The organism is Streptomyces sp. NPDC037271 (assembly GCF_055603605.1).
The window spans coordinates 41,659-64,485 of record NZ_JBVJVN010000011.1; the positions used below are offsets into that span (position 1 = coordinate 41,659).

Genomic DNA, 22,827 nt, shown 5'->3' on the forward strand with positions numbered 1-22,827 from the left:
CGTGGGTACGAAAGTGCCGCGGCACGCATCGTCGGGTCATCCGTCGGGTCAGGACGTGCCGTCCCGCCCCTCGCACACCTAAGGAAACGCAACTGATGGAGCTCGGTCTCGTCGGCCTCGGCAAGATGGGCGGCAACATGCGCGAGCGGATCCGCCGCGCGGGCCACACCGTCGTCGGATACGACCGCAATCCGGACCTCGCCGACGTCCACAGCCTGGAAGAGCTTGTGGGCAAGCTCAGCGCCCCGCGCGTGGTCTGGGTCATGGTCCCGGCCGGTGAGGCCACCCAGGCCACCGTCGACCGCCTCGGCGAGCTGCTGGAGCCCGGTGACATCGTCGTGGACGGCGGGAACTCCCGCTGGACGGACGACGAGAAGCACGCCGAGGAGCTGGCCGCCAAGGGCATAGGCTTCGTCGACTGCGGCGTCTCCGGCGGCGTGTGGGGCCTGGAGAACGGTTACGCGCTGATGTACGGCGGCGACGCGGACGACGTCGCCCGGGTGCAGCCGGTCTTCGACGCCCTCAAGCCGGAGGGCGACTTCGGCGCCGTGCACGCCGGCAAGGTGGGCTCCGGCCACTTCGCGAAGATGGTCCACAACGGCATCGAGTACGCCATGATGCAGGCCTACGCCGAGGGCTGGGAGCTGCTGGAGAAGGTCGACTCCGTGGAGAACGTCCGCGAGGTCTTCCGGTCCTGGCAGGAGGGCACGGTGATCCGTTCCTGGCTGCTGGACCTGGCGGTCAACGCGCTCGACGAGGACGAGCACCTCGGTGAGCTGCGGGGCTACGCGCAGGACTCCGGTGAGGGACGCTGGACTGTGGAGGCAGCGATCGACAACGCGGTGCCGCTGCCGGCGATCACGGCGTCGCTGTTCGCGCGGTTCGCGTCCCGGCAGGACGACTCGCCGCAGATGAAGATGATCGCCGCGCTGCGCAATCAGTTCGGTGGCCACGCGGTCGAGAAGAAGTAAGCAACACCCGAAGGTCAACACCGGAGGGTCAACACCCGAAGGCTGGGGAGGTCGGCGAAACGACCATGCACGTCACGCATCTGTCGCTGGCCGACTTCCGCTCGTACGCCCGGGTCGAGGTCCCGCTCGACCCGGGCGTCACCGCCTTCGTCGGTCCGAACGGGCAGGGCAAGACGAATCTCGTCGAGGCGGTCGGCTATCTCGCCACGCTCGGCAGCCACCGGGTCTCCTCCGATGCGCCCCTGGTCCGGATGGGCGCCGAGCGTGCGGTGATCCGCGCCCAGGTCAGGCAGGGGGAGCGGCAGCAGCTGATCGAGCTGGAGCTGAACCCGGGCAAGGCCAACCGTGCCCGTATCAACAGGTCCTCGCAGGTCAGACCGCGTGACGTGCTGGGCATCGTGCGTACCGTGCTGTTCGCGCCCGAGGATCTGGCCCTGGTGAAGGGTGACCCCGGTGAGCGGCGCCGCTTCCTGGACGAGCTGATCACCGCCCGCTCCCCGCGCATGGCCGGGGTGCGTTCCGACTATGACCGGGTCCTCAAGCAGCGCAACACCCTGCTGAAGTCGGCCGCGCTCGCCCGCCGTCACGGTGGCCGCACGATGGACCTGTCCACGCTGGACGTATGGGACCAGCACCTCGCGCGTGCGGGTGCCGAGCTGCTCGCGCAGCGGCTGGATCTGATCGCCTCCGTGCAGCCGCTGGCGGACAAGGCGTACGAGCAGCTGGCCCCGGGCGGGGGCCCCGTCACGCTGGAGTACAAGCCGTCGGCGCCCGGTGAGGCGCACACGCGTGAGGACCTCTACGAGCAGCTGATGGCCGCGCTCGCCGGGGCCCGCAAGCAGGAGATCGAGCGGGGCGTCACCCTGGTGGGGCCGCACCGGGACGATCTGCTGCTCAAACTCGGCCAGCTGCCCGCCAAGGGGTATGCCTCCCACGGCGAGTCCTGGTCGTATGCGCTGTCGCTTCGGCTGGCGTCGTTCGACCTGCTGCGGGCGGAGGGCAATGAGCCCGTTCTCGTCCTCGACGACGTCTTCGCCGAGCTGGACGCGCGGCGGCGGGAGCGGCTGGCCGAGCTGGTGGCGCCGGGTGAGCAGGTGCTGGTGACGGCCGCGGTCGACGACGACGTACCGCATGTGCTGGCGGGGGCGCGGTTCACGGTGGCGGAGGGGTCGGTGGAGCGCGTATGAGCGCGGACGAACCGGCCCCCGGAAAGCCTCCCGGCGGCAGCGGCAGGAGTCCGGAGCCGTCGGGTGTGGATCTCGCGCGCGTGGCACTCAGGGCCGCGCGGGAGGCGGCACGCGCGCGTGGGGACGCGGCGCAGCAGAAGAAGCAGGCGCGGCGTGGGGGCCTGCGCTCCGGCGCGCGCGCCGACGGCCGTGATCCCATGGCACTGGGTTCGGCGATCAACCGGCTGATCACCGAGCGCGGCTGGGAGACGCCGGCCGCGGTGGGCGGGGTGATGGGCCGGTGGCCGCAGATCGTCGGTGAGGACGTGGCGAAGCACTGTGTGCCGGAGCGGTACGACGAGGAGGAGCGGGTGCTGGTCGTCCGCTGCGACTCGACGGCGTGGGCGACGAACCTGCGGTTGCTGGCGCCGACGCTGGTGGCCCGGCTCAACGAGGATCTCGGGCACGGTTCGGTGCGGGTGATCAAGGTTCTGGGACCGGGTGGTTCCGGCGGGCCCGGCCGGCCTTACGGGCCGTTGCGCGCCCCTGGGAGCCGGGGTCCGGGAGACACCTACGGGTGACCCTGGGGGTGCTCTGGCACCCCGTCAGGGGTGGGTGATGTACCTCACATAATCGGGCGTCAGTGGCTGTGGTGAACCGCCGGCGCCCCCTTCGTCGTGGAACCGCACACGGTTGCGAATCGCGATCTGACTCCCAAGTAGCCAAGGGTTGACGCCTCGAAGCGCTGAGTGCCGTTGTGAGCCTCTTGAGGCCCCCATCCATATATCGGGAGTCGGACGAGCCTGGTTCAGGGCGGCACATGCGGACTCAGGTACCGGCAAACCCCCATCAGTGTCAGTGCTACCGGTAGAATGGAAGACAATCCCGCCCCGAATGTGGGGACCGTCCGGGACTAGCTGAGCAACGCTGATCAAGGCTTACCAACGCAACATGCCGCAGCCGCTCCGGCAACCCGCCGACGAGCCCGGCTCGTGCTGTGCCAGAAAGGGCGCTTCGTGGCCGATTCCGGCAACCCCAACGAGAACAACCCGTCCACCGACACCGGCGCGAACGACGCGGCGAGCACCCCGAACGGCGCGGCTCCCACCTCGTACGACGCCAGTGCCATCACCGTCCTCGAGGGTCTGGACGCGGTCCGCAAGCGACCCGGTATGTACATCGGCTCAACCGGTGAACGAGGCCTGCACCACCTGGTGCAGGAGGTCGTGGACAACTCCGTCGACGAGGCGCTGGCCGGCCACGCGGACACGGTCGACGTCACGATCCTCGCCGACGGCGGTGTCCGGGTCGTCGACAACGGCCGTGGCATCCCGGTGGGCATCGTCCCCTCGGAGGGCAAGCCCGCCGTCGAGGTCGTGCTGACCGTGCTGCACGCGGGCGGCAAGTTCGGCGGCGGCGGTTACGCGGTCTCCGGTGGTCTGCACGGCGTGGGTGTCTCCGTCGTCAACGCCCTCTCCACGAGGGTCGCCGTGGAGGTCAGGACCGACGGCTACCGCTGGACGCAGGACTACAAGCTGGGTGTTCCCACGGCGCCGCTGGCTCGGCACGAGGCCACCGAGGAGACCGGCACGTCGGTCACCTTCTGGGCCGACGGTGACATCTTCGAGACCACCGACTACTCCTTCGAGACGCTGTCCCGGCGCTTCCAGGAGATGGCCTTCCTCAACAAGGGCCTGCGGATCAACCTCACCGACGAGCGCGAGTCGGCGAAGGCCACCGCCGGCGCGGACGAGGCGGGCGAGGACGAGAAGCACGAGGTCAAGAGCGTCTCGTACCACTACGAGGGCGGCATCGTCGACTTCGTGAAGTACCTCAACTCCCGCAAGGGAGACCTGGTGCACCCGACCGTGATCGACCTCGAGGCCGAGGACAAGGACAAGAGCCTGTCCCTCGAGATCGCGATGCAGTGGAACGGCGGCTACACCGAGGGTGTGTACTCCTTCGCCAACATCATCCACACCCACGAGGGCGGCACGCACGAGGAGGGCTTCCGCGCGGCGCTCACCTCGCTGATCAACAAGTACGCGCGGGACAAGAAGCTGCTGCGCGAGAAGGACGACAACCTCACGGGTGACGACATCCGCGAGGGCCTGACGGCGATCATCTCGGTGAAGCTGGGCGAGCCGCAGTTCGAGGGCCAGACCAAGACCAAGCTGGGCAACACGGAGGTCAAGACCTTCGTGCAGCGCGTGGTCTACGAGCACCTGGCCGACTGGCTCGACCGCAATCCGAACGAGGCGGCGGACATCATCCGCAAGGGCATCCAGGCGGCCACCGCGCGCGTGGCGGCCCGCAAGGCCCGTGACCTGACCCGCCGCAAGGGGCTGCTGGAGACGGCGTCGCTGCCGGGCAAGCTGTCCGACTGCCAGTCGAACGACCCGACCAAGTGCGAGATCTTCATCGTCGAGGGCGACTCCGCCGGCGGCTCCGCCAAGTCCGGCCGGAACCCGCAGTACCAGGCGATCCTCCCGATCCGCGGCAAGATCCTCAACGTCGAGAAGGCGCGCATCGACCGGATCCTGCAGAACCAGGAGATCCAGGCGATGATCTCCGCGTTCGGCACGGGCGTGCACGAGGACTTCGACATCGAGAAGCTCCGCTATCACAAGATCATCCTGATGGCGGACGCCGACGTCGACGGCCAGCACATCAACACCCTGCTGCTGACCTTCCTGTTCCGGTTCATGCGGCCGCTGGTCGAGTCCGGGCACGTGTACCTCTCCCGCCCGCCGCTCTACAAGATCAAGTGGGGCCGGGACGACTTCGAGTACGCGTACTCCGACCGTGAGCGCGACGCTCTGATCGAGATGGGCCGCAACGCCGGCAAGCGCATCCGCGAGGACTCCGTGCAGCGCTTCAAGGGCCTCGGCGAGATGAACGCCGAGGAGCTGCGCATCACGACCATGGACCAGGAGCACCGCGTGCTCGGCCAGGTCACGCTCGACGACGCCGCGCAGGCCGACGACCTGTTCTCGGTGCTGATGGGCGAGGACGTCGAGGCCCGGCGCGCGTTCATCCAGCGCAACGCCAAGGACGTCCGCTTCCTCGACATCTGAGTCGGTCTCAGCTGACCGCACCAGGAAGGACCTTCACCAGCAATGACCGACGAGAACACCCCTGTGACGACGCCCGAGGGTGACGCCCTGGCCATGCGTGTCGAGCCCGTCGGGCTCGAGACGGAGATGCAGCGCTCCTACCTCGACTACGCGATGTCCGTCATCGTCTCGCGTGCGCTGCCCGACGTCCGCGACGGCCTCAAGCCCGTCCACCGGCGCGTGCTGTACGCCATGTACGACGGCGGCTACCGCCCCGAGCGCGGCTTCTACAAGTGCGCCCGCGTCGTCGGCGACGTCATGGGCAACTACCACCCGCACGGTGACACCTCCATCTACGACGCCCTGGTCCGCCTCGCCCAGCCCTGGTCGATGCGCATGCCGCTCGTCGACTCCAACGGCAACTTCGGCTCGCCGGGCAACGACCCGGCGGCGGCCATGCGGTACACCGAGTCGAAGATGGCGCCGCTGGCCATGGAGATGGTCCGTGACATCGACGAGGAGACCGTCGACTTCACGGACAACTACGACGGCCGCTCCCAGGAGCCGACCGTCCTGCCCGCCCGCTTCCCGAACCTGCTGATCAACGGCTCGGCGGGCATCGCGGTCGGCATGGCCACCAACATCCCGCCGCACAACCTGCGCGAGGTCGCGGCCGGCGCCCAGTGGTACCTGGAGAACTACGAGTCCTCGCACGAGGAGCTCCTCGACGCGCTCATCGAGCGCATCAAGGGCCCCGACTTCCCGACCGGCGCCCTGGTGGTGGGCCGCAAGGGCATCGAGGAGGCCTACCGGACCGGGCGCGGCTCGATCACCATGCGCGCGGTCGTCGAGGTCGAGGAGATCCAGAACCGCCAGTGCCTGGTGGTCACGGAGCTGCCGTACCAGACCAACCCGGACAACCTCGCGCAGAAGATCGCCGACCTGGTGAAGGACGGCAAGATCGGCGGTATCGCCGACGTCCGCGACGAGACGAGCTCGCGCACCGGCCAGCGCCTGGTCATCGTGCTCAAGCGGGACGCGGTCGCCAAGGTCGTCCTGAACAACCTGTACAAGCACACCGACCTGCAGTCGAACTTCGGCGCCAACATGCTGGCCCTGGTCGACGGCGTGCCGCGCACTCTGTCCCTGGACGCGTTCATCCGGCACTGGGTGAACCACCAGATCGAGGTCATCGTCCGGCGCACGAAGTTCCGGCTGCGCAAGGCCGAGGAGCGGGCGCACATCCTGCGCGGCCTGCTCAAGGCCCTGGACGCCATCGACGAGGTCATCGCGCTGATCCGGCGCAGTGACACCGTGGAGATCGCGCGCGGGGGCCTGATGGACCTCCTGGAGATCGACGAGATCCAGGCCAACGCGATCCTGGAGATGCAGCTGCGCCGCCTGGCCGCCCTGGAGCGCCAGAAGATCGTCCGGGAGCACGACGAACTCCAGGCGAAGATCAACGAGTACAACGAGATCCTCGCCTCCCCGGTCCGCCAGCGGGGGATCGTCAGCGAGGAGCTGGCCGCGCTCGTCGAGAAGTACGGCGACGACCGCAAGACCAAGCTGATCCCGTACGAGGGCGACATGTCCATCGAGGACCTGATCGCCGAGGAGGACATCGTCGTCACGGTCACGCGTGGCGGCTACATCAAGCGCACCAAGACCGACGACTACCGGGCGCAGAAGCGCGGCGGCAAGGGCGTACGGGGCACGAAGCTCAAGGAAGACGACATCGTCAACCACTTCTTCGTGTCCACCACGCACCACTGGCTGCTGTTCTTCACCAACAAGGGCCGGGTCTACCGGGCGAAGGCCTACGAGCTGCCCGACGCCGGCCGGGACGCGCGCGGTCAGCACGTGGCGAACCTGCTGGCCTTCCAGCCGGACGAGACGATCGCCCAGATCCGCGCGATCCGCGACTACGAGGCGGTGCCCTACCTGGTCCTGGCCACCAAGGCCGGCCTGGTGAAGAAGACGCCGCTGAAGGACTACGACTCGCCGCGCTCGGGCGGTGTGATCGCCATCAACCTTCGTGAGCAGGAGGACGGTTCCGACGACGAGCTGATCGGAGCCGAGCTGGTCTCGGCCGACGACGATCTGCTGCTGATCAGCAAGAAGGCTCAGTCGATCAGGTTCACGGCCTCGGACGACACGCTGCGCCCGATGGGACGTGCGACCTCGGGCGTAAAGGGCATGAGTTTCCGCGAAGGGGACCAACTGCTCTCGATGAATGTTGTTCGAGCCGGTACGTTCGTGTTCACTGCCACTGACGGCGGGTACGCGAAGCGGACCTCTGTCGACGAGTACCGCGTCCAGGGCCGCGGCGGCCTCGGCATCAAGGCTGCCAAGATCGTCGAGGACCGTGGATCGCTCGTGGGCGCGCTGGTGGTCGAGGAGCACGACGAGATCCTCGCCATCACACTCTCGGGCGGTGTGATTCGTACGCGAGTCAGCGGGGTCAGGGAGACGGGCCGTGACACCATGGGCGTCCAACTGATCAATCTGGGCAAGCGCGATGCCGTCGTCGGCATCGCTCGCAACGCCGAGGCGGGACGTGAGGCGGAGGAAGTCGACGGCGATGTGGTCGTCGACGAGACCGCCGAGGGTGCCGCGACCACCGGCACGGACGAGGGTGAGGCGCCCTCGGCCGAGTAGGACGAGGAGAGAGTCATCGTGAGCGGAGCCACGGGCGCCGGATCGGCCGGTACCTCCAGGGGTACGGATACGGGCGGCGGCGGCCGTGGCTCCGCAGCGCGTGCGACGGATTCGCACACGACTCAACTGCGCAAGATCGACGACGGCCCGGCCGATTCGCACTCGGCGAGCCCGTCCAAGACGCATGGATCCCAGGGGGGAACTGTGACGGACACCCGAGGCCAGCAGACTCAAGCGGCGGCCTCGCCGCTGCCGGGAGAACGGCAGCCCCAGCAGCCCAGCGGGCCGTACCACCCGCCGCAGGCCTACCAGACCCAGGGCGGCAACACGTCCGCCACCGTGCGCCGCCCGCGCACCGGCGCACGCACCACGCCCCGCGTCCGCAAGGCACGCCTGCGCGTGTCGAAGGCCGACCCGTGGTCGGTGATGAAGGTCAGCTTCCTGCTCTCCATCGCGCTCGGCATCTGCACGATCGTCGCGTCCGCCGTGCTGTGGATGGTCATGGACGCCATGGGCGTTTTCTCCTCGGTCGGCAGCACGGTCTCCGAGGCGACCGGCTCGAACGAGTCCAACGGCTTCGACCTGCAGTCGTTCCTGTCGCTGAGCAACGTGCTGCTGTTCACGACGGTCATCGCGGTCATCGACGTCGTCCTCGCGACGGCGCTGGCGACGCTCGGCGCGTTCATCTACAACCTGTCCGCCGGCTTCGTCGGCGGCGTGGAGCTGACGCTCGCCGAGGACGAGTGACCGTCGCCCACCGGGCTCGCCACAACCGATTTTGGGACTGCCCGCCTCGTGCGCTAATCTTCAGGAGTCAGCGCGCGGGACACACACCGCAGAGCGCGGCGGGGCTATAGCTCAGTTGGTTAGAGCGCATCCCTGATAAGGATGAGGCCACAGGTTCAAATCCTGTTAGCCCCACCAGCGAGAAGACCCCCAGTCGATACCGGCTGGGGGTCTTCGCCGTTCACGGGGATGTCCATGACGGGCATCGGACGATGTCCTGACGGGCACCAAGGGAAACGCCCGGCCGCTGGCGACGGGGGATGCGCCAGCGGCCGGGCTGTGGCCAAGGCTAACAAGGCCGGGTGCGTGGCGGGGGACATTCACTGATCGCACGGTGGTTCGTACGAGAGACGCGGCAGGTACTCGTGCCACTTCTCCTCGGTCAGCACGCCCCGGGTGGTCGAGCAGATGCGGTCGATGGCGTCGTCCACACCCAGGTTCCACAGCCGGACGGTGTCCGTACCGCTGGAGACCCCGAGCATGAGACTCACGGGGCTGAAGGACAGGAAGCCGCCGGTCTTGGCGTTGGGGTTCATCGACTCCCCGACGGGAGCGGCTTCGCCCGGTGTGTGGACGTCCCAGAGCCGGACCGTGTTGTCGTTGGAGCCGCTCGCCAGGGTGTCGCCGTCCCGGCTGAACGTCAGCGACACCACCGAGTCGGTGTGTCCGGCGAGCGTGGAGTCCGCCCGGTCCGGCCCGTCGGGGCCGCCGGTGTCCCAGAGCCGTACCGTGCCGTCGTCGCTGCCGCTGGCCAGCGTGTGGCCGTCCGGACTGTAGGCGAGCGCGTTGACGGGGCCCAGGTGCCCTGTACGGGGCGCGCCGAGGGGAGTGGCGTGGCCGGGGTCGGCCACGTCCCAGAGCCGTACGGTGTCGTCCGCGCTGCCGCTGGCGAGCGTGTGGCCGTCGGGGCTGAAGGCGAGGGTGTTGACGTACCCCGTGTGGCCGGTGAGCGGCGTGCCGAGCGGGCGGGGGCGGGCGGGGTCGGCGGTGTCCCACAGCTGGATGGTGCGGTCCTCGTAGGCCGTGGCGAGCGTGTGGCCGTCGGGGCTGAAGGCCAGCGTGTCGGGGCCCGCGTAACGGGTGCGCAGCGCCACGGGTGTCCCGTGGGCGGAGGGCCGGGCCGGGTCCGTGACGTTCCACAGGCGTACCTCGCGGTTTGCCGTCAGCACGGCGAGTGTGGCGCCGTCCGGGGAGAAGACGAGCGACCGTATGTCACCCGTCCCCGGGATGAAGGGCGCGCCCAGTGACACGGGCCGGCCGGGGTCCGTCACGTTCCACAGCCGGACCCTTCCGTCGCGCGAAGCCGTGGCCAGTACCTGCCCGTCCGGGCGGAACGCTCCGACGCGACCGGTCATGTCCGACGTCGGTATCGACCACAGACGGACCTTGCTGTCGCCGCTGCCGGTGGCGAGGGTGCGTCCGTCGGGGCTGAACCCCAGGGCGTACATCTCCCCGCTGCTTCCGGCGAGGGGCACGCCGATCTGCGACGGGTAGGCGGGGACACTGACGTTCCAGAGGCTCGCCGTGCTGTCCGCGCTGCTCGCGGCGAGCATGTCGCCGTCGGGACTGAAGGCCACCGACCAGATGGGTCCGGTGTGGCCGGTCAGCGGTGAGCCGATCCGCTTCGCGTCCCGCGGGTCGGCCACGTCCCAGAGCCGGACGGTGTCGTCCGCGCTGCCACTGGCGAGGGTGCGTCCGTCGGGGCTGAACGCCACGGAGTGCACCAGGCCGGTGTGGCCGGTCAGCGGTGAGCCGATCCGTGTCGCGTCCCGCGGGTCCGCCACGTCCCAGAGCCGCACGGTGTCGTCGTCGCCCCCGGCTGCCAGCGTCCGGCCGTCGGGGCTGAACGCCACCGAGCGCACCGCCGCGGTGGCGCCCGTCAGGGTGTCGAGCTGCTCCGGCCGGCGGGGGTCGGCCACGTTCCACAGCCGTACGGCGTGGTCGTCGTGGGCGGAGGCCAGTGAACGGCCGTCCGGGCTGAAGGCGAGCAGGTAGACGGTGCCGCCGTGACCGGGCAGGGGAGCACCGAGCGGGCGCGGGTGACGCGGGTCGCCGATGTCCCACAGCCGGATCGAGCCGTCGTCGGAGGCGCTGGCCAGGGTCTTGCCGTCCGGGCTGAACACCGCCGAGCTCACCCAGCTCGTGTGGCCGGTGAGGGGCTCGCCCAGTGGTCGCGGACGCGCGGGGTCCGACACGTCCCACAGGCGGACGGTCCGGTCGTAGCTGGCCGTCGCCAGGACCTTCCCGTCGGGGCTGAAGGAGGTGAGGTACACGGCGCCCGTGTGCCCGAGCAGCGGCGTGGCCAGCGGCGCGTTCACGATCGAGAGCAGCCGGTTCCGCACATCCTCGTCGTCCGGTCGCAGCCGGTGCGCCGCCAGGTCGAGCTGGGCCGACAGCGACGGGTCCGTGTACTGGACCCGGTCCGCCTCGGCGACCACCTGCTCGAACACCGCGTCGTTGCGCTGCTGCCAGGCGATCACCGCCGAACCGACCGCCACGAGCGCCAGGACGACCAGCGCGGACACCGCGGCACGGCGGATCAGGACGGTGCGCCTGCGCGACCTGACCGCGGCGGCCAGGAACTCCACCGCGCTCCGGGTCAGGAAGGTTCCGTCGTCCGACTCCGCCCAGCTGTGGGCCTGTTCCAGGCGGGAGCCCCGGTAGAGCAGCGAAGCGTCCCGGTCCGACTCCTCCCAGGCCCGGCCGTCCTCCTCCAGACGCTGGCGCAGCAGGTTGCCGGTGCGGTCCTCGTCGATCCAGTCGCGCAGCCGCGGCCAGGCGTGGAGCAGCGCCTCGTGGGTGATCTCCACGGTGTCCGCGTCGAGTGTCACCAGCCGGGCGCGCACCAGCGCCTCGAGCGACTCCTCCGTCTTGCCGGGGTCCCTCGACTCCTGGGCCAGCCGGCGCCGCGCGCCCCGCCTGCGGGTGGCCTGGGTGTCCTCGCTCAGCCGGACCAGCCTGAGCAGGAGCAGCCGCGCGGCCGTGCGTGCCGCCGGGTCGAGGCCCGACCAGGCCCGTTCGGCGGTCGCCGCCACCGCTCCCTGGATCCCGCCGGCCGCGCGGTAGCCGGCCAGCGTGAGCCGGCCCGCCTTGCGGCGCTGCCAGGTGGCGAGCAGGGCGTGGGAGAGGAGGGGCAGCACGCCCGCGTCGTGCGCGCCGCGCGGGCCGTCGGTGCTCACCTCACGGATGATCAGCTCCGCCAGCCCCGGTTCGAGTTCCATGCCCACGGCCCTGGCCGGGCCGGTCACCGCTTCGCGCAGTTCCGCCGTGGTCAGCGGCCCGAGCACCATGTGCCGGTGCTGCAGGGCGTCGGCCAGTTCGGGGTAGCGCAGGCACTGCTCGTAGAAGTCCGCGCGTACACCGAGGGCGACGAGCACGGGTGCCGGGTCCTCCGCGTCGCCGGGCGCGCAGATGGCCTGGAGGAGCTGGACGAACGCGCGCCGGTCCGACTCGTCGGTGCAGAGGGTGAAGACCTCCTCGAACTGGTCCACGATGACGACCGGGCGGGCCGCCGCGGTCGTGCCTGACGGAGACGTCTCCGTCGTGTCTGCAGACGCCTCCGCAGTCTCCTTCGCCGGCTCCTCCGATGGCGTCGTGGCCGCGCGGGCCCATGCCGCGATGGCCTTTCTGGCGGCCCGCGCGATCTCCGGAGCGCCGGGCTGCTCCGCCGCCGCACCCTCCGCGGTGGAGGCGGTGGAGGCGGTGGAGGCGGTGGAGGCAGTGGAGGCAGTGGAGGCGGTGGAGGCAGTGGAGGCGGTGGAGGCAGTGGGGACACTAGGGACAAGGGTGACGCTTGAGGCGATGACGGGCGCGAGGCCGGGGATCCGGCGGGCCAGCTCTCCGAGCGGATCACTTCCCGGTACGAGCTGGAGTACTTGCCTCGGCCGGCCGGTTCCGTCGCCCTCGGCGTCCCCGTCGTCCAGCGCGCCGTTCCGCAGGGCGGGCACCAGGCCGGCGTTCAGCAGGGACGACTTCCCGGCTCCCGAGGCGCCTACGAGCATGACCAGGCCGCCCGTGTCCTGGGCCGCGCGGAGCTGGGCGACGAGGGCGTCCGTGCTCCGCCTCCGTCCGAAGAACCAGTCGGCGTCCTGCTGACGGTACGCGGCCAGCCCGCGGTAGGGGCAGACACCGCCGGGACCGGCCGGGAACTCGGCCGGGAGGCGTTCCTCGTCCGAGGGGTGCGGCACGGGCCGTTCTCCGGTCGGGTCGGCCACCGCGCGCTCCCACAGGAGCTGCCACCGGGCCAGGTCGTACAGGCCCGTGGAGACCGGTACGGGTCGCGCGCGCCGCGCCTGGGGGATGAGGACGTGCAGCACCGCCGCGAGGGCGGGGAACTGGGCGGGCACGTTCTTGGCCCGCCGCCAGTCGCTGATCCGTTGCGCGGAGACCCGTACGGGCCGCCCCCGTTCGTCGACCCGCTGGAGCCGGACGACCGCCTCGGACACGCGTTTCAGGGGAGGGTTGCCGGCCTCCTTGTAGAGCAGTGCGAGACGTTCTGCGAAGGCCGTGCGTGCCCCTGAGTCGAAACTCAAGGTCTCCACTCCTTACTTCCCCCGCACTTGGACGTCCGGACCGGAAAACTCACTCTATACGCCTGACCTGCGGGTACGTCAGGGTCGCGGCACCGGAACCTCCCCAGCGGCGACCGTGGATGGCAGGATCACGTCGCAGTGGCGAGTCGGCCGCCCGGCACCCTGACAGGTCAGCGGCCCAGCACACGACGGAGCCACCCCGCGCGGCCGAACGTTCTCGGTCAGCTTTCGGTGGCCCGGCCCTCTTCGACCCGGTCCGGTACCGCGTACAACACGGTGCCGGCATGGTTCGGTACCGGTCCCCACGAGGGGAGGGACCGGTGCCGAACGATGCCGGCGGGCGCGGGCGGCCGTCGCGGGCGGCGGTCAGTCCTTGGCGGACGGCCGACGGGCGGGCGGTACCAGCAGGTCGCGCTCGGGATGTTTCTCGCCGGTGACGCTGCCCTGGATACCGAGGTCGGCCCGGGCGTTCTCGTGGAAGGCGTTGATGGCCCGGAACGCCGTCCGGTGCCGCTCGCGCCACTCCTCCAGGCTGCCGGTGATACGGCCCGTGGCCTGCCAGTCGATCTCGGCGAGCACCGCGTTCAGCTCGTGCCCGGCCTCGACGGCGTCGTCACCGCCGAGCAGCATGACCCGCTCGAACGCCGATCCCCACCGCCGGCTCGTCTCCGCCAGGTCCTCGCGGAGGTCCTCCTCGGGCCGGTGGTCCTCGCGCAGGCCCTCCCTGGCCTCGTAGAGCCGGACGGCAGCGGCGATCCTCATCTTCGAGGCGTCCACGTACTCCCCGTACGCGTCGACCTTCTTGTCGTCCCAGCGCGTCAGCGACTGGTGGCGGTTTCTGCTCCGCTCCATCAAGTGGTTCGTGACGTGTGTGCTCAGTGCGCCGAGCAGCACGGCCGCGATCGTCACGAGTTGCTCGCCGGTCCCCAAACCGTCCCCCAGTCACAACTCCGCAAGATGCTGGATGATCTTACGTTCATCGGACCAACAGGCAAGCGGGCAGGGCGGATTCAGCGCCATGATCCGCGGGCAGGCAGGTCCTGATGGTTCCGAGTCAACCGCCGCTGGAGTGTGTATGAGGATCTCCGTCGACCCCGAGCAGTGTTACGGCTCCGGCGACTGCGTCCACCGGGCCCCGTCCGTCTTCACCAAGGTGGACGGCCTGGGCGCCGTGATACCCGGACGGGAGAACGATGTCGACGCACCACGGGTGCGCGAGGCGGCCGAGGGATGCCCCTCCGCCGCGATCACCATCACGGGGGAGCACTGAGCACCCGAGGAGAAATGAGGATCTCGGCGCATCGGGCCCCGGTCACGCGCGGCAGCGGGGCAGCCGCTCCTCGTCGCGTCGGAACGAGAGGTGATCCCATCGGAACGAGAGGTGATCGCATGACGGACCGTGCTTCGGAACTGCTCGTCACGCTCGCCCGCGGGTACGTGAGGCAGGCCCCCGGTTCCCTGTTCAAGGGGGCGATCGCCGCGCGATACCTGAATCCCCGCCTGCGCGACCACCCTCGACGACGGGTGGTCGAGGCCGGGTTCGGGGCCAGGTTCGCCGTCGACACCCGCGACCTGATCCAGCGGTACGTCTACATGTACGGCGCCTGGGAGCCGCACATGATGCGATGGCTCGCGAGCCGGCTCCGGACCGGGGACGTCCTCGTCGACGTCGGCGCGAACCTCGGCTTCCTGAGCGTCTACGGCTCCCGGCTGGTGGGGAGAACGGGCCGGGTGGTGTCGATCGAAGCGTCCCCCGTCTTCCATCGGCGACTGATCCAGCACGCCGGGCTCAACGGGTGCGACAACATCCGTGCGGTCAACGCCGCGGTCTCGGACCGCCACAGGACGGTCACCTTCGTACTCGCGAGCTCGCGGAACACGGGCGCGAACAGCATCGTGCCGTGGGACGGGCCGGCCGAGTCCACCTTCGAGACGGAAGCGCGTCCGCTGCCCGAACTCCTCCGGCCGGACGAGATCGCACGAGCGCGTGTGATCAAGATCGATGTGGAGGGCGCGGAGGGCGGTGTCGTACGCGGGCTCGCCCCGTTGCTCGACGGGCTCCGTCCCGATGCGGAGATCGCTGTGGAGGTGACTCCGGAGCGCATGGAGCTGCTGGGCGATTCCGTCGACGAGTTGCTGGGCACGATGCGCGGGCACGGTTTCCACACCTACCGCCTGGCCAACGACTACGCGCCGGAGAGCTATCCGAGCGCCCTGCGCCGGCCCGAACCTCCGGTGCGGTGGCGCGGGCCGGTCACAGCCGAGAGTGACCTGGTCTTCTCCCGGGTCGACGCCGAGGTGCTGACGTGACGTGACGTGACTCCGCCGCTCCCCGGGTGGCCTCGGTCCGGGCGCACGTCGCGCAGTCGCGCACGCCTCGGGCGCGGCGGCGGGAGGGCTGGTGCAACCGGGGTGGGCGGCGGGAGGGGCTGGTCCGACCAGGTGCGGCGGCGGGCGCCGGTCCGCCGGGTACGGGGCGCGGGTGCCGGTGCCGCTCCCGGTTCAGCTGCGGGCCCCGCGAGTCTCAGGTCCTCCGTCCGGAAAACGCCACCCGAAGGACGCCAGCGCCCGCGCCCTGGCCTCCACCACCGCCATCCGGGCGTCCCGTTCGGCGGGGTCCACATGGGCCGCCTGGCCGGTCACCTGGCCCTCCCACTTGCGGTAGAGAAGGCCCACCTCCTCGGAGAACCACCCCCGGCTCACGCAGTTGAGCGCCAGCAGCAGGCCGGTGTCCTCGGACGCGGGCAGGGCCATCCAGCCGCCGAGCGCGAGCAGCAGATCACGCCGTACCAGGAGCGTCGCCGGGTGGACCTGGGCGCGGAACGCGTTCGCCTTCCAGAATTCGAGCACTTCCCCCCGCTCGATCGGCCCGTGGTCCGGGTCACCGGGGAAACCGGCCGTCGAGCCGTCCGGCAGGAGGTCCAGCACCCGGGACGTCGCCCACCCGAGCGTCGGGTCGGCCTCGAGGGCGGCCAGGTCGCGGGCCAGGGCGCCCGGCGGGAGCTGGTCGTCGGCGTCCAGGATCTTCACGTACTCGCCGTCCGCGTGGGACAGGGCGATCGTGCGGGCCACTCCGGGGCCGCCCGGCTGTCCCCGCCGCCCCTGCCGGAACACGATCCGGGGGTCGTCGGGCACGTGCGGCCGTACGTCGTCCGTCCGCCCGTCCTCCTGGATCACCCAGCGCCACTCCCAGCCGTCGGGCAGCTCCTGCGCGCACAACGACGCGTGGGCCTCCGGCAGGAAGGGGGCGGAGGGGCCGTGGACGGCCGTGACGATGATGATGCGCCGGCTCACGGCAGCACTCACCACCTTTCCAGATGAGTGGTGAAGAGCAGTTCCGTACGGTCACCGGGCAGCGTGACGTCGGAGATGTCCACCACGCGGTCGTCGGTGTCGTACGAGGTCTTGCGCAACAGGATGACCGAGGTGCCCGGCGGCAGGTCCAGCGCGGTGGCCTCCTCCGGTGTCGGCGGGCGGGCGGTGAGGCGTTCCTCCACGCGGTCCAGCTCGATGCCCACGGTGTGGAGCTGGTTCTGGGTGCCGCCCGGCCAGGGCTCGTTGGTCTCGTCCAGGAGATCGGGGTTGGCCGCGACCATGTCCCGGACGAGATGGGAGGTGACGAGGCTGAACGGGGCGGACTCGGCCGAGTGCCGCGTCCGGTAGGCGCGTTGGAGGAGCACGGTGCCCTCGGGCACGCCGAAGGCCCTCGCCAGCTCCCCGGACGCCTCGGTCTCGCGGTACTCCGCGTGGAAGACGAGGTCGTCGATCCGGAGACCGGTGTCGCGCTCCGTGGCGCCTGTTCCGGCCCGCGTCGCGTGTGGTCGGCGTGCCCGGTCCTTCTCCCACTGGTGCCGGCTGTTCTCCCGGACCGCCGGGGTGCGGGGGCGCCGGACGAAGGTGCCGCGGCCGTGCCGCCTGTCGATCAGGCCCTCGTCGCTCAGCAGCCGGAGCGCGTTCTGAACGGTCGGCACGCTGCGCCCGTACCGCTGGGCGAGGTCGGCTTCCGACGGCAGGCGGTCGCCGGGCTTCCGCTCACCCTCGCGGATGGAGCGGCGGAGGGCGTCAGCGATCACCTCGTACGCCTTGGGCACTGGCACTCACCGGTTCCGGTCCGTGGTCGGGCTGTGGGTCCGAGCTGGGCACGACCCGATCACACCCTACGACTCCTCAAGAGGTCTTGATGAGTGGCGTATTCCGCTTCTTTGGTCTTCTCCGGGCTTCTCCGGGCTTCTCCGGGCTTCCCCGGTGTTCCCCGGTGTTCTCCGCACATGGCGGCGGCCCGGCTGCTCTGTCGAGCTGCCGGGCCGTTTCTCGCGTGCGGTGCTGTACGCAGATCGCCGTGTCGTCGGGGCTGGACGGGGGCGGCGCGGTGGGAGCCGTGCGCGCCGGGCCGCTCAGCGTTGGAGAGGCGCGGTGTGCTGGGAGGCGGTGTGCTGCAGGGCCGAGGACCGGGCGGAGTCGTCGCACAGGAGGCCGGGGGCCGCGGCGGCACTGGTGAGCGGGCGGTTGCGGCAGCTGGGGGCCTTGCCGTGGGCCTCGGCGCGGATGCGCTGTTTCATCGTGGGGGGCAGGGAGCCGGTACGTGACCAGGACCAGGGGGCCGCCGTCGTGGGTACCACCTCGGGGGAGGTGCTCTCGGTGTTGCTGTGCGCTCCGGTCTGCGGTACGGCCGCGGAGGCGGTCGTCGTGATGAGTCCGAGCGCCGTGCACAGCGCGAGGAAGGCGGTGACGATGGTTGTCCACAGTGTCAGGACCTTGTTCCGGGCCATGACCCCTCACTTTCGGGTTGGGCGATTTGCGTACTTTCCTCATGATGTGTATGTGGGTCGCGAAGTGGTGGACCGACGCCCGTGGCGCGTGGATGTTCAGATCAACACCACCCGGATGGGCGCAAGAGGGGAGAAAAGGTGACCAGACGGGAGAGAAGCGGCCAAAGTCACCGTCCGTAGAGGTGTGATCACCCTCCGATCGGAACGGAGTGGTCCGCTCTTATCGGGCTCTGACGGTGGTCAGTTGGCCGCCGACACAGGTCACCGATCGGTATCGGCCGGTGTGTATAGTCGGGCGCCAGAGGTCCCCTACGTCAAGGAAAGACGAGGTCGCGCGGTGAAGAAGCTTCTCCTGGTCGCACTGGCCGCCATCGGCGGACTCCTCGTGTACCGCCAGATCCAGGCGGATCGCGCCGAGCAGGATCTGTGGACGGAGGCGACTGACTCCGTGCCCACGGGTTCGTGAGTACGACCGACATCCGGTTCTGAGCAGACCCCGGCCGTCATACGGTCGGGGTTTTGTGTTGCCCGGACTCCGTTGCCCGGACTCCGTTGGCTGGACTCCTCTCCCGGACTCCTTCGCCCGGACTTCGTTGGCCGGATTCCGCTGCCGGGATTCCGAGCGGGGGACGCGGAGCGCGGGGTCGCGGGGCAGGATGGGCCACGGTCCCCTCCGGGTGGCTGCGACAGTGCCGACGAGCTCGAGGGGTGGCGGGTGATGGGACGGTGGTGTACGGCGTGGGGACGTGCCGGATCGGGGCGTGACCGGCCGCCGACGCCCGCGCGGCCCGCGTCGGCGCCCGCGCCCGCGCTCACGCGGCGCACGCCGGTGCGTGGGACGCCCGGGCGGCCGGCCGTCGTCACCGCCGTACTGACCCTGACCGCGGCCCTGACCGCTGCCCTGCCCGGCGACGGTGCGGCTCTCGCGGCCGGTGTGCCCGCCGGCTACGCCTTCGCCGAGGACGCCCGGCGGATCGAGGGCGCGAGCGGCACCTCGGACGCCGCACCGCTGGAACCCGGCGCCACGTACCGCAGCTCCCTGCCGAGAAGCGGCACCCTCTACTACCGCCTCGAACTCGACACCGCCCTCGACACCTACGTCTCCGTCACCGCCGTACCCGGCCCCGGCGGCGAGGTCACCGCGGTGGACGGCATCCGGGTCTCCGTACAGGACGCCGACGGCGGATCCTGCTCCTCGGACAGCGCGACGTTCGGCGCCGCCCACAGCCCCCGCCCGGTCACGGCCTGGGGCATGCGCGAGGTCGCCCCGGGCGCAACCCGGTGCCAGGAGCCCGGCACCTACTACGTCACGGTCGAGCGGTCCCGGCCCCAGGACTCCCCGCCGGAGGCCTGGGACCTGGAGCTCACCGCCGTCACCGAACCCCGCGCGAAACAGACCGGCGCGACCACCGCACCCGAGGCCTGGAACTCCGCCTCACCCGAACCCCTCACCGGCCGGCCGGAACGGCGCCCGGGCGGCAACGGATTCGCCCACGCCACCACCGTCGGCCAAGGCGCCTGGCGCGACGACATCCGGCCCGGGCAGACCCTCTTCTACAAGGTGCCGGTCGACTGGGGCCGCCAGCTGCACGCGACCGCCGAACTCGGCGGCTCCGGCGACCAGTCCGGCTACGCCACCAGCGCTCTTCGCCTGGCCCTCCACAACCCCGTGCGCGGCGAGGCCGACGACGCCGCCAAGGGCTACACCGGCCGTCGGACGACGGTCGGCCTCGCTCCCCTGCCGCCGGTCGCCCACGCCAACCGGTACGCCACCGGCCGGCAGACCAGCGCGATGCGGTTCGCCGGCGCCCACTACCTCGTGGTGCACCTCGCGGCACAGGTGGCCGACGACTTCGGCGAGGGGCCCTTCGCGCTGACGCTGCGCGTCCGGCTCGAGGGAACGGCGCAGGCCGGCCCGCAGTACGCGGGAGAGTCCGAGCCGAAGGGCGTCTTCGAGGTACCGGACCGGGACCGGGGAGCCGCGCCGGAGAACGGGGCCACGAGCGACGACCTCGCCATGAAGGCGGTAGCCGTCGGCGGGATCGGTACCGGCAGCCTGCTGCTCATGGGACTGGGCGTGTGGACGGCGGCGGCACGGCGCAGGACCGGCACCACCTGACGGAGGCCCGGGCTCAGATCCGGGCCAGGGCCCAGAAACCCACGGCGTAGCAGGCCAGCGCGAGGATCAGGAGCGGCACCGCCACCTTGGCCGGAGGCCCCGGACGGCGTCGCCGCCGTGTCGCCCGGTGCTGCCGACGCCCCTGGGCGGAAGGAGGCCCCTGCGGGGTCTGAGCGGTGTACGAGGCGGTGGGCACGTCGGCGTCCTGCCGCGGGAGGGGCGGGGGCAGGGCCTGTTCGGGGAACGGGGGCGGGGTCGGGTACGGGGTCTGGTGCTGCGGTCCGCTCTCCGGAAAGGCTGTTGGCTGTCCGTACGGCTGTGGCCCGGGCGCCGGCTGGTAGGCGACGGCCGCCTGCGGGGGCGGCAGACGGAAACTTCCGGTCTCCGACATGGCGGCCGGCCGAGCGGGCCCGGTGGACGACGCCGACGGCGTGCCGTCAGGGACGGGCAGAGTCCTCCCGGAAGCGGATGGGGACGTTCTGTCCGGGCCTGGCGGCGGGCTCCCGCCCGGGGTGGACGGCGTACGGTCGTGGACCGGTGGGGTTCCGCCCGGGGTAGACGGTGTTCGGTCCGGGGTGGACGGTGTTCGGTCCGGGGTGGACGGTGTTCGGTCCGGGGACCACCTTCCGTCCGGGCTGGACGGCGCATCTCCTGGAAACGACGGCGTATCTCCTGGGAGCGACGGCGTGCCCGCCCCCGGAAACGGCGGCGTGCCACCCGGGATCGCCGGTGTCCGGTACGGGATCGCCGGTGTCCGGTACGGGTGCGGCGGCGTACCGTCCGGGACCGGCGGTGGCCGCCTCGGTGTCGACGGTGTACCGTCGGCCGCCGCTCCGGGGCCGGACGACTGTCGCGGGTCCGCCGCCGCGTCGTTCACCCCCGACGCCCGTTCCAGTGGCCCGTCGGGCCCGAACCCGGAGGGCAACGGGCCGACTTGGTCGAAAATCTCGATCAGCTCGTCGTCGGGCCCGGGCCCCGGCAGCAGCTCCGCCGCCGCGGCCAGCGCCTTGCGCGCCCCCGTGGCGGTACGGAACCTCGCCGACGGATCCGGCTGCACCAGCGTCGCCACGACCTGCCACAGCGCCTCGGGGACCCCCCGCGGCGCGGGCGGCGTCCCGTGCTCGGCGAAGTGCTGCACCAGCGCCTTGGTGTCCGGCTTGGCACCCTCCAGCAGATACAGCGCGACCAGACCCACCGCGAACAGGTCCGCGGGGAAGTCCGGCTCCGCCCCCATCATCTGCTCCGGCGCGAGATAACCCGGCGTCCCCACCACGAGGTTGGTCTCCGTCAGCCGGGGCTCGCCCAGCCGCATCGCGATGCCGAAGTCGGACAGCCGCAGCCGGGGCCGGCCCGTCCCGGTCGCTTCGAGCAGCAGGTTGGCGGGCTTGACGTCACGGTGCACGACGTCCTCCGCGTGCACCGCGGCAAGGCCCGCCAGGAGCTGGTCGAGGAGCGTGCAGACGAACGCCGGCGGCAGGGGACCGTAGTCCCCCACCAGGTGGACGAGCGAACCGCCCGTGACCAGATCCATGGTGAACAGGACCTTGTCGTCGTCCGCCGCCCAGCTCGCGGGCGCGAGCACATGGGGATGATCGATCCGCATCGCCTGTTCACGCACGAACCGCAGCAGCGAGTGCGCGTCCCGCTGCTGGAGCACCTTGGCGGCCACATACCGCCGACGGCGGTGGTCCCAAGCCCGCCAGACGGCACCGGCCCCGCCGCGGCCGACCGGATCGACCAGCTCGTACCGTCCGGCGAAGACCTCACCCATGACTGTGTGTCGCCCCTCCCCTCGCGCCACTGCGGGACCGACCGCCGAACCCCCTTCCGGCGACCGGCCCCGGGATCAGTTCTGGTGGGACTGGTAGTGCGCCACCGCGTCCGAGGTACGGCCAGCGCCGTACACCCGCAGGAACTCCGCCAGCTCCGGGTGGGAAGAGGACAGCGCGTCCGCCGCGTCGATGATGTCCCCCGCAGCGGCCACCGAACGCAGCAGCGACTGGATCTCGCGGACCACCCGCTTCACCGTGGGCGCCCCCGAACTGCTCGTGGTCGTCGTCGTGTTGCTGAGCACCGAGCCCCCCTGCGACTTCTTGATCTCGTCCATGCGCTCCGTCGCCTCGGCCGCGCTCACGCTGCCGTCCGCGACCTGCCCCGCCAGGTCCTGCAGCAGCTGCACCCGCTGGACCACCGCGGGATTACCGATCTTCGCCCGCTGACCGCTCATCAGCTGGGACAGCATCGGCGCGGACAGCCCCAGCACCCCCGCGAGACGCGCCTGGTTGAGACCAAGATCGTCGATAAGCTTGCGGAAGAGCGCCCCCAGCGGCTCCCCGTACCAGTTCCGCTGCAGTTCCCGCGCTCTCGCGGTGGCTTCCTGCTGTGCGGCGTCCATTGCGTCTCCCCATCGCTTCCCCAAAAACCGCAGTTCGCTCCAGCGAACCACGCCGAGCATCTTACGGAGCGTGGTGTTTTCCCGGGACCCCCAATCATTTGTGAGATACGGGGGGCTACCCGGTACTCTTGTCTGCGGCACCCGTCGGGACGCAATGACCCGGCCGGACGCCTCTTCCGGGGCCTTAGCTCAGTTGGTAGAGCGCTGTCTTTGCATGGCAGATGTCAGGGGTTCGACTCCCCTAGGCTCCACCGCAGGTCAGACGCCCTCCGGGACAGTTCCCGGAGGGCGTCCGCACGTTCTGGCACGACTCTCGGGGCACGACGCCCGGCCCTGCGGGTGTCCCCGGCCAACCTCCCTGCGGCGTCGAGCAGC

General features: G+C 70.8%; 16 protein-coding genes, 2 tRNA genes and 1 pseudogene. 12 read left to right on the top strand and 7 right to left on the bottom strand.

Going from position 1 to position 22,827, the window contains the following annotated elements; all coding sequences use genetic code 11:
* Positions 1–20 precede the first annotated feature (20 nt).
* The 7 genes and pseudogenes from gnd to ACZ7G3_RS20065 form a co-directional block, all read left to right on the top strand.
* Positions 21–971 (top strand): annotated as a pseudogene (gene gnd, locus ACZ7G3_RS20035) (phosphogluconate dehydrogenase (NAD(+)-dependent, decarboxylating)); the annotation flags it as partial.
* Positions 972–1,036: 65 nt separating this feature from the next.
* Positions 1,037–2,158 carry a DNA replication/repair protein RecF gene (gene recF, locus ACZ7G3_RS20040; protein WP_470927177.1) on the top strand — a complete coding sequence of 374 codons (1,122 nt, stop codon included), beginning with the start codon at positions 1,037–1,039 and terminating at the stop codon, positions 2,156–2,158.
* The gene (locus tag ACZ7G3_RS20045) at positions 2,155–2,718 is read left to right on the top strand and encodes a DciA family protein (RefSeq protein ID WP_470927179.1); all 564 of its coding nucleotides are present in this window, start codon (positions 2,155–2,157) and stop codon (positions 2,716–2,718) included. Before recF ends, ACZ7G3_RS20045 begins: the two co-directional genes overlap by 4 nt.
* A 435-nt stretch (positions 2,719–3,153) precedes the next feature.
* Complete coding sequence (gene gyrB / locus ACZ7G3_RS20050; RefSeq protein ID WP_426599615.1) at positions 3,154–5,214, top strand: DNA topoisomerase (ATP-hydrolyzing) subunit B; 2,061 nt, start codon at positions 3,154–3,156, stop codon at positions 5,212–5,214.
* A gap of 42 nt (positions 5,215–5,256) precedes the next feature.
* On the top strand, positions 5,257–7,851 hold the full coding sequence (gyrA, locus tag ACZ7G3_RS20055; protein ID WP_426599614.1) for a DNA gyrase subunit A: 2,595 nt from the start codon (positions 5,257–5,259) through the stop codon (positions 7,849–7,851).
* Positions 7,852–7,869: 18 nt separating this feature from the next.
* Positions 7,870–8,598: a DUF3566 domain-containing protein gene (locus ACZ7G3_RS20060; protein ID WP_470927181.1), complete on the top strand. Its 729-nt coding sequence runs from the start codon at positions 7,870–7,872 to the stop codon at positions 8,596–8,598.
* A 100-nt stretch (positions 8,599–8,698) separates the two neighbouring features.
* Positions 8,699–8,775, top strand: a tRNA-Ile gene (locus tag ACZ7G3_RS20065).
* A gap of 182 nt (positions 8,776–8,957) precedes the next feature.
* Here the strand turns inward: ACZ7G3_RS20065 and ACZ7G3_RS20070 are convergent.
* Positions 8,958–13,178, bottom strand: coding sequence for an nSTAND1 domain-containing NTPase (locus ACZ7G3_RS20070; RefSeq protein ID WP_470927183.1), 4,221 nt, complete (start codon positions 13,176–13,178; stop codon positions 8,958–8,960).
* 357 nt (positions 13,179–13,535) lie between these two features.
* Positions 13,536–14,078: a hypothetical protein gene (locus ACZ7G3_RS20075; protein WP_470927185.1), complete on the bottom strand. Its 543-nt coding sequence runs from the start codon at positions 14,076–14,078 to the stop codon at positions 13,536–13,538.
* Positions 14,079–14,244: 166 nt separating this feature from the next.
* Here ACZ7G3_RS20075 and ACZ7G3_RS20080 point away from each other — a divergent pair, with 166 nt between their 5' ends.
* Positions 14,245–14,439 carry a ferredoxin gene (locus ACZ7G3_RS20080; protein WP_426521530.1) on the top strand — a complete coding sequence of 65 codons (195 nt, stop codon included), beginning with the start codon at positions 14,245–14,247 and terminating at the stop codon, positions 14,437–14,439.
* 119 nt (positions 14,440–14,558) lie between these two features.
* Positions 14,559–15,479 carry an FkbM family methyltransferase gene (locus tag ACZ7G3_RS20085; RefSeq protein WP_470927187.1) on the top strand — a complete coding sequence of 307 codons (921 nt, stop codon included), beginning with the start codon at positions 14,559–14,561 and terminating at the stop codon, positions 15,477–15,479.
* 192 nt (positions 15,480–15,671) lie between these two features.
* Here the strand turns inward: ACZ7G3_RS20085 and ACZ7G3_RS20090 are convergent, their stop codons facing one another.
* From ACZ7G3_RS20090 to ACZ7G3_RS20100, 3 genes are all read right to left on the bottom strand, one after another.
* Positions 15,672–16,463, bottom strand: a complete 792-nt coding sequence (locus ACZ7G3_RS20090; protein ID WP_470927189.1) for a glycosyltransferase family 2 protein — start codon at positions 16,461–16,463, stop codon at positions 15,672–15,674.
* An 8-nt stretch (positions 16,464–16,471) separates the two neighbouring features.
* Complete coding sequence (locus tag ACZ7G3_RS20095; RefSeq protein WP_470927413.1) at positions 16,472–17,260, bottom strand: GntR family transcriptional regulator; 789 nt, start codon at positions 17,258–17,260, stop codon at positions 16,472–16,474.
* A 303-nt stretch (positions 17,261–17,563) separates the two neighbouring features.
* The gene (locus ACZ7G3_RS20100; RefSeq protein ID WP_470927190.1) at positions 17,564–17,938 is read right to left on the bottom strand and encodes a DUF6344 domain-containing protein; all 375 of its coding nucleotides are present in this window, start codon (positions 17,936–17,938) and stop codon (positions 17,564–17,566) included.
* Between the two features lie 337 nt (positions 17,939–18,275).
* Between ACZ7G3_RS20100 and ACZ7G3_RS20105 the strand changes: the two genes are divergently transcribed.
* Complete coding sequence (locus ACZ7G3_RS20105; protein WP_003999697.1) at positions 18,276–18,404, top strand: DLW-39 family protein; 129 nt, start codon at positions 18,276–18,278, stop codon at positions 18,402–18,404.
* A 252-nt stretch (positions 18,405–18,656) separates the two neighbouring features.
* Entirely contained in the window at positions 18,657–20,057 is a 1,401-nt protein-coding gene (locus ACZ7G3_RS20110; protein ID WP_470927192.1) for a hypothetical protein, read from the top strand.
* A gap of 13 nt (positions 20,058–20,070) precedes the next feature.
* Here the strand turns inward: ACZ7G3_RS20110 and ACZ7G3_RS20115 are convergent, their stop codons facing one another.
* Complete coding sequence (locus ACZ7G3_RS20115; protein ID WP_470927194.1) at positions 20,071–21,828, bottom strand: protein kinase domain-containing protein; 1,758 nt, start codon at positions 21,826–21,828, stop codon at positions 20,071–20,073.
* 75 nt (positions 21,829–21,903) lie between these two features.
* The gene (locus ACZ7G3_RS20120) at positions 21,904–22,452 is read right to left on the bottom strand and encodes a helix-turn-helix domain-containing protein (protein ID WP_470927196.1); all 549 of its coding nucleotides are present in this window, start codon (positions 22,450–22,452) and stop codon (positions 21,904–21,906) included.
* A 178-nt stretch (positions 22,453–22,630) separates the two neighbouring features.
* Here ACZ7G3_RS20120 and ACZ7G3_RS20125 point away from each other — a divergent pair.
* A tRNA-Ala gene (locus ACZ7G3_RS20125) sits at positions 22,631–22,703 on the top strand.
* The last annotated feature ends 124 nt before the right edge of the window (positions 22,704–22,827 follow it).

Bases quoted from the DNA above. Each gene is read 5' to 3' on its own strand.
- ACZ7G3_RS20120 (WP_470927196.1), bottom strand. From the start codon at position 22,452: ATGGACGCCGCACAGCAGGAAGCCACCGCGAGAGCGCGGGAACTGCAG.
- ACZ7G3_RS20085 (WP_470927187.1), top strand. From the start codon at position 14,559: ATGACGGACCGTGCTTCGGAACTGCTCGTCACGCTCGCCCGCGGGTAC.
- ACZ7G3_RS20045 (WP_470927179.1), top strand. From the start codon at position 2,155: ATGAGCGCGGACGAACCGGCCCCCGGAAAGCCTCCCGGCGGCAGCGGC.
- recF (WP_470927177.1), top strand. From the start codon at position 1,037: ATGCACGTCACGCATCTGTCGCTGGCCGACTTCCGCTCGTACGCCCGG.
- ACZ7G3_RS20080 (WP_426521530.1), top strand. From the start codon at position 14,245: ATGAGGATCTCCGTCGACCCCGAGCAGTGTTACGGCTCCGGCGACTGC.
- gyrA (WP_426599614.1), top strand. From the start codon at position 5,257: ATGACCGACGAGAACACCCCTGTGACGACGCCCGAGGGTGACGCCCTG.
- ACZ7G3_RS20115 (WP_470927194.1), bottom strand. From the start codon at position 21,828: ATGGGTGAGGTCTTCGCCGGACGGTACGAGCTGGTCGATCCGGTCGGC.
- ACZ7G3_RS20100 (WP_470927190.1), bottom strand. From the start codon at position 17,938: ATGGCCCGGAACAAGGTCCTGACACTGTGGACAACCATCGTCACCGCC.
- ACZ7G3_RS20110 (WP_470927192.1), top strand. From the start codon at position 18,657: ATGGGACGGTGGTGTACGGCGTGGGGACGTGCCGGATCGGGGCGTGAC.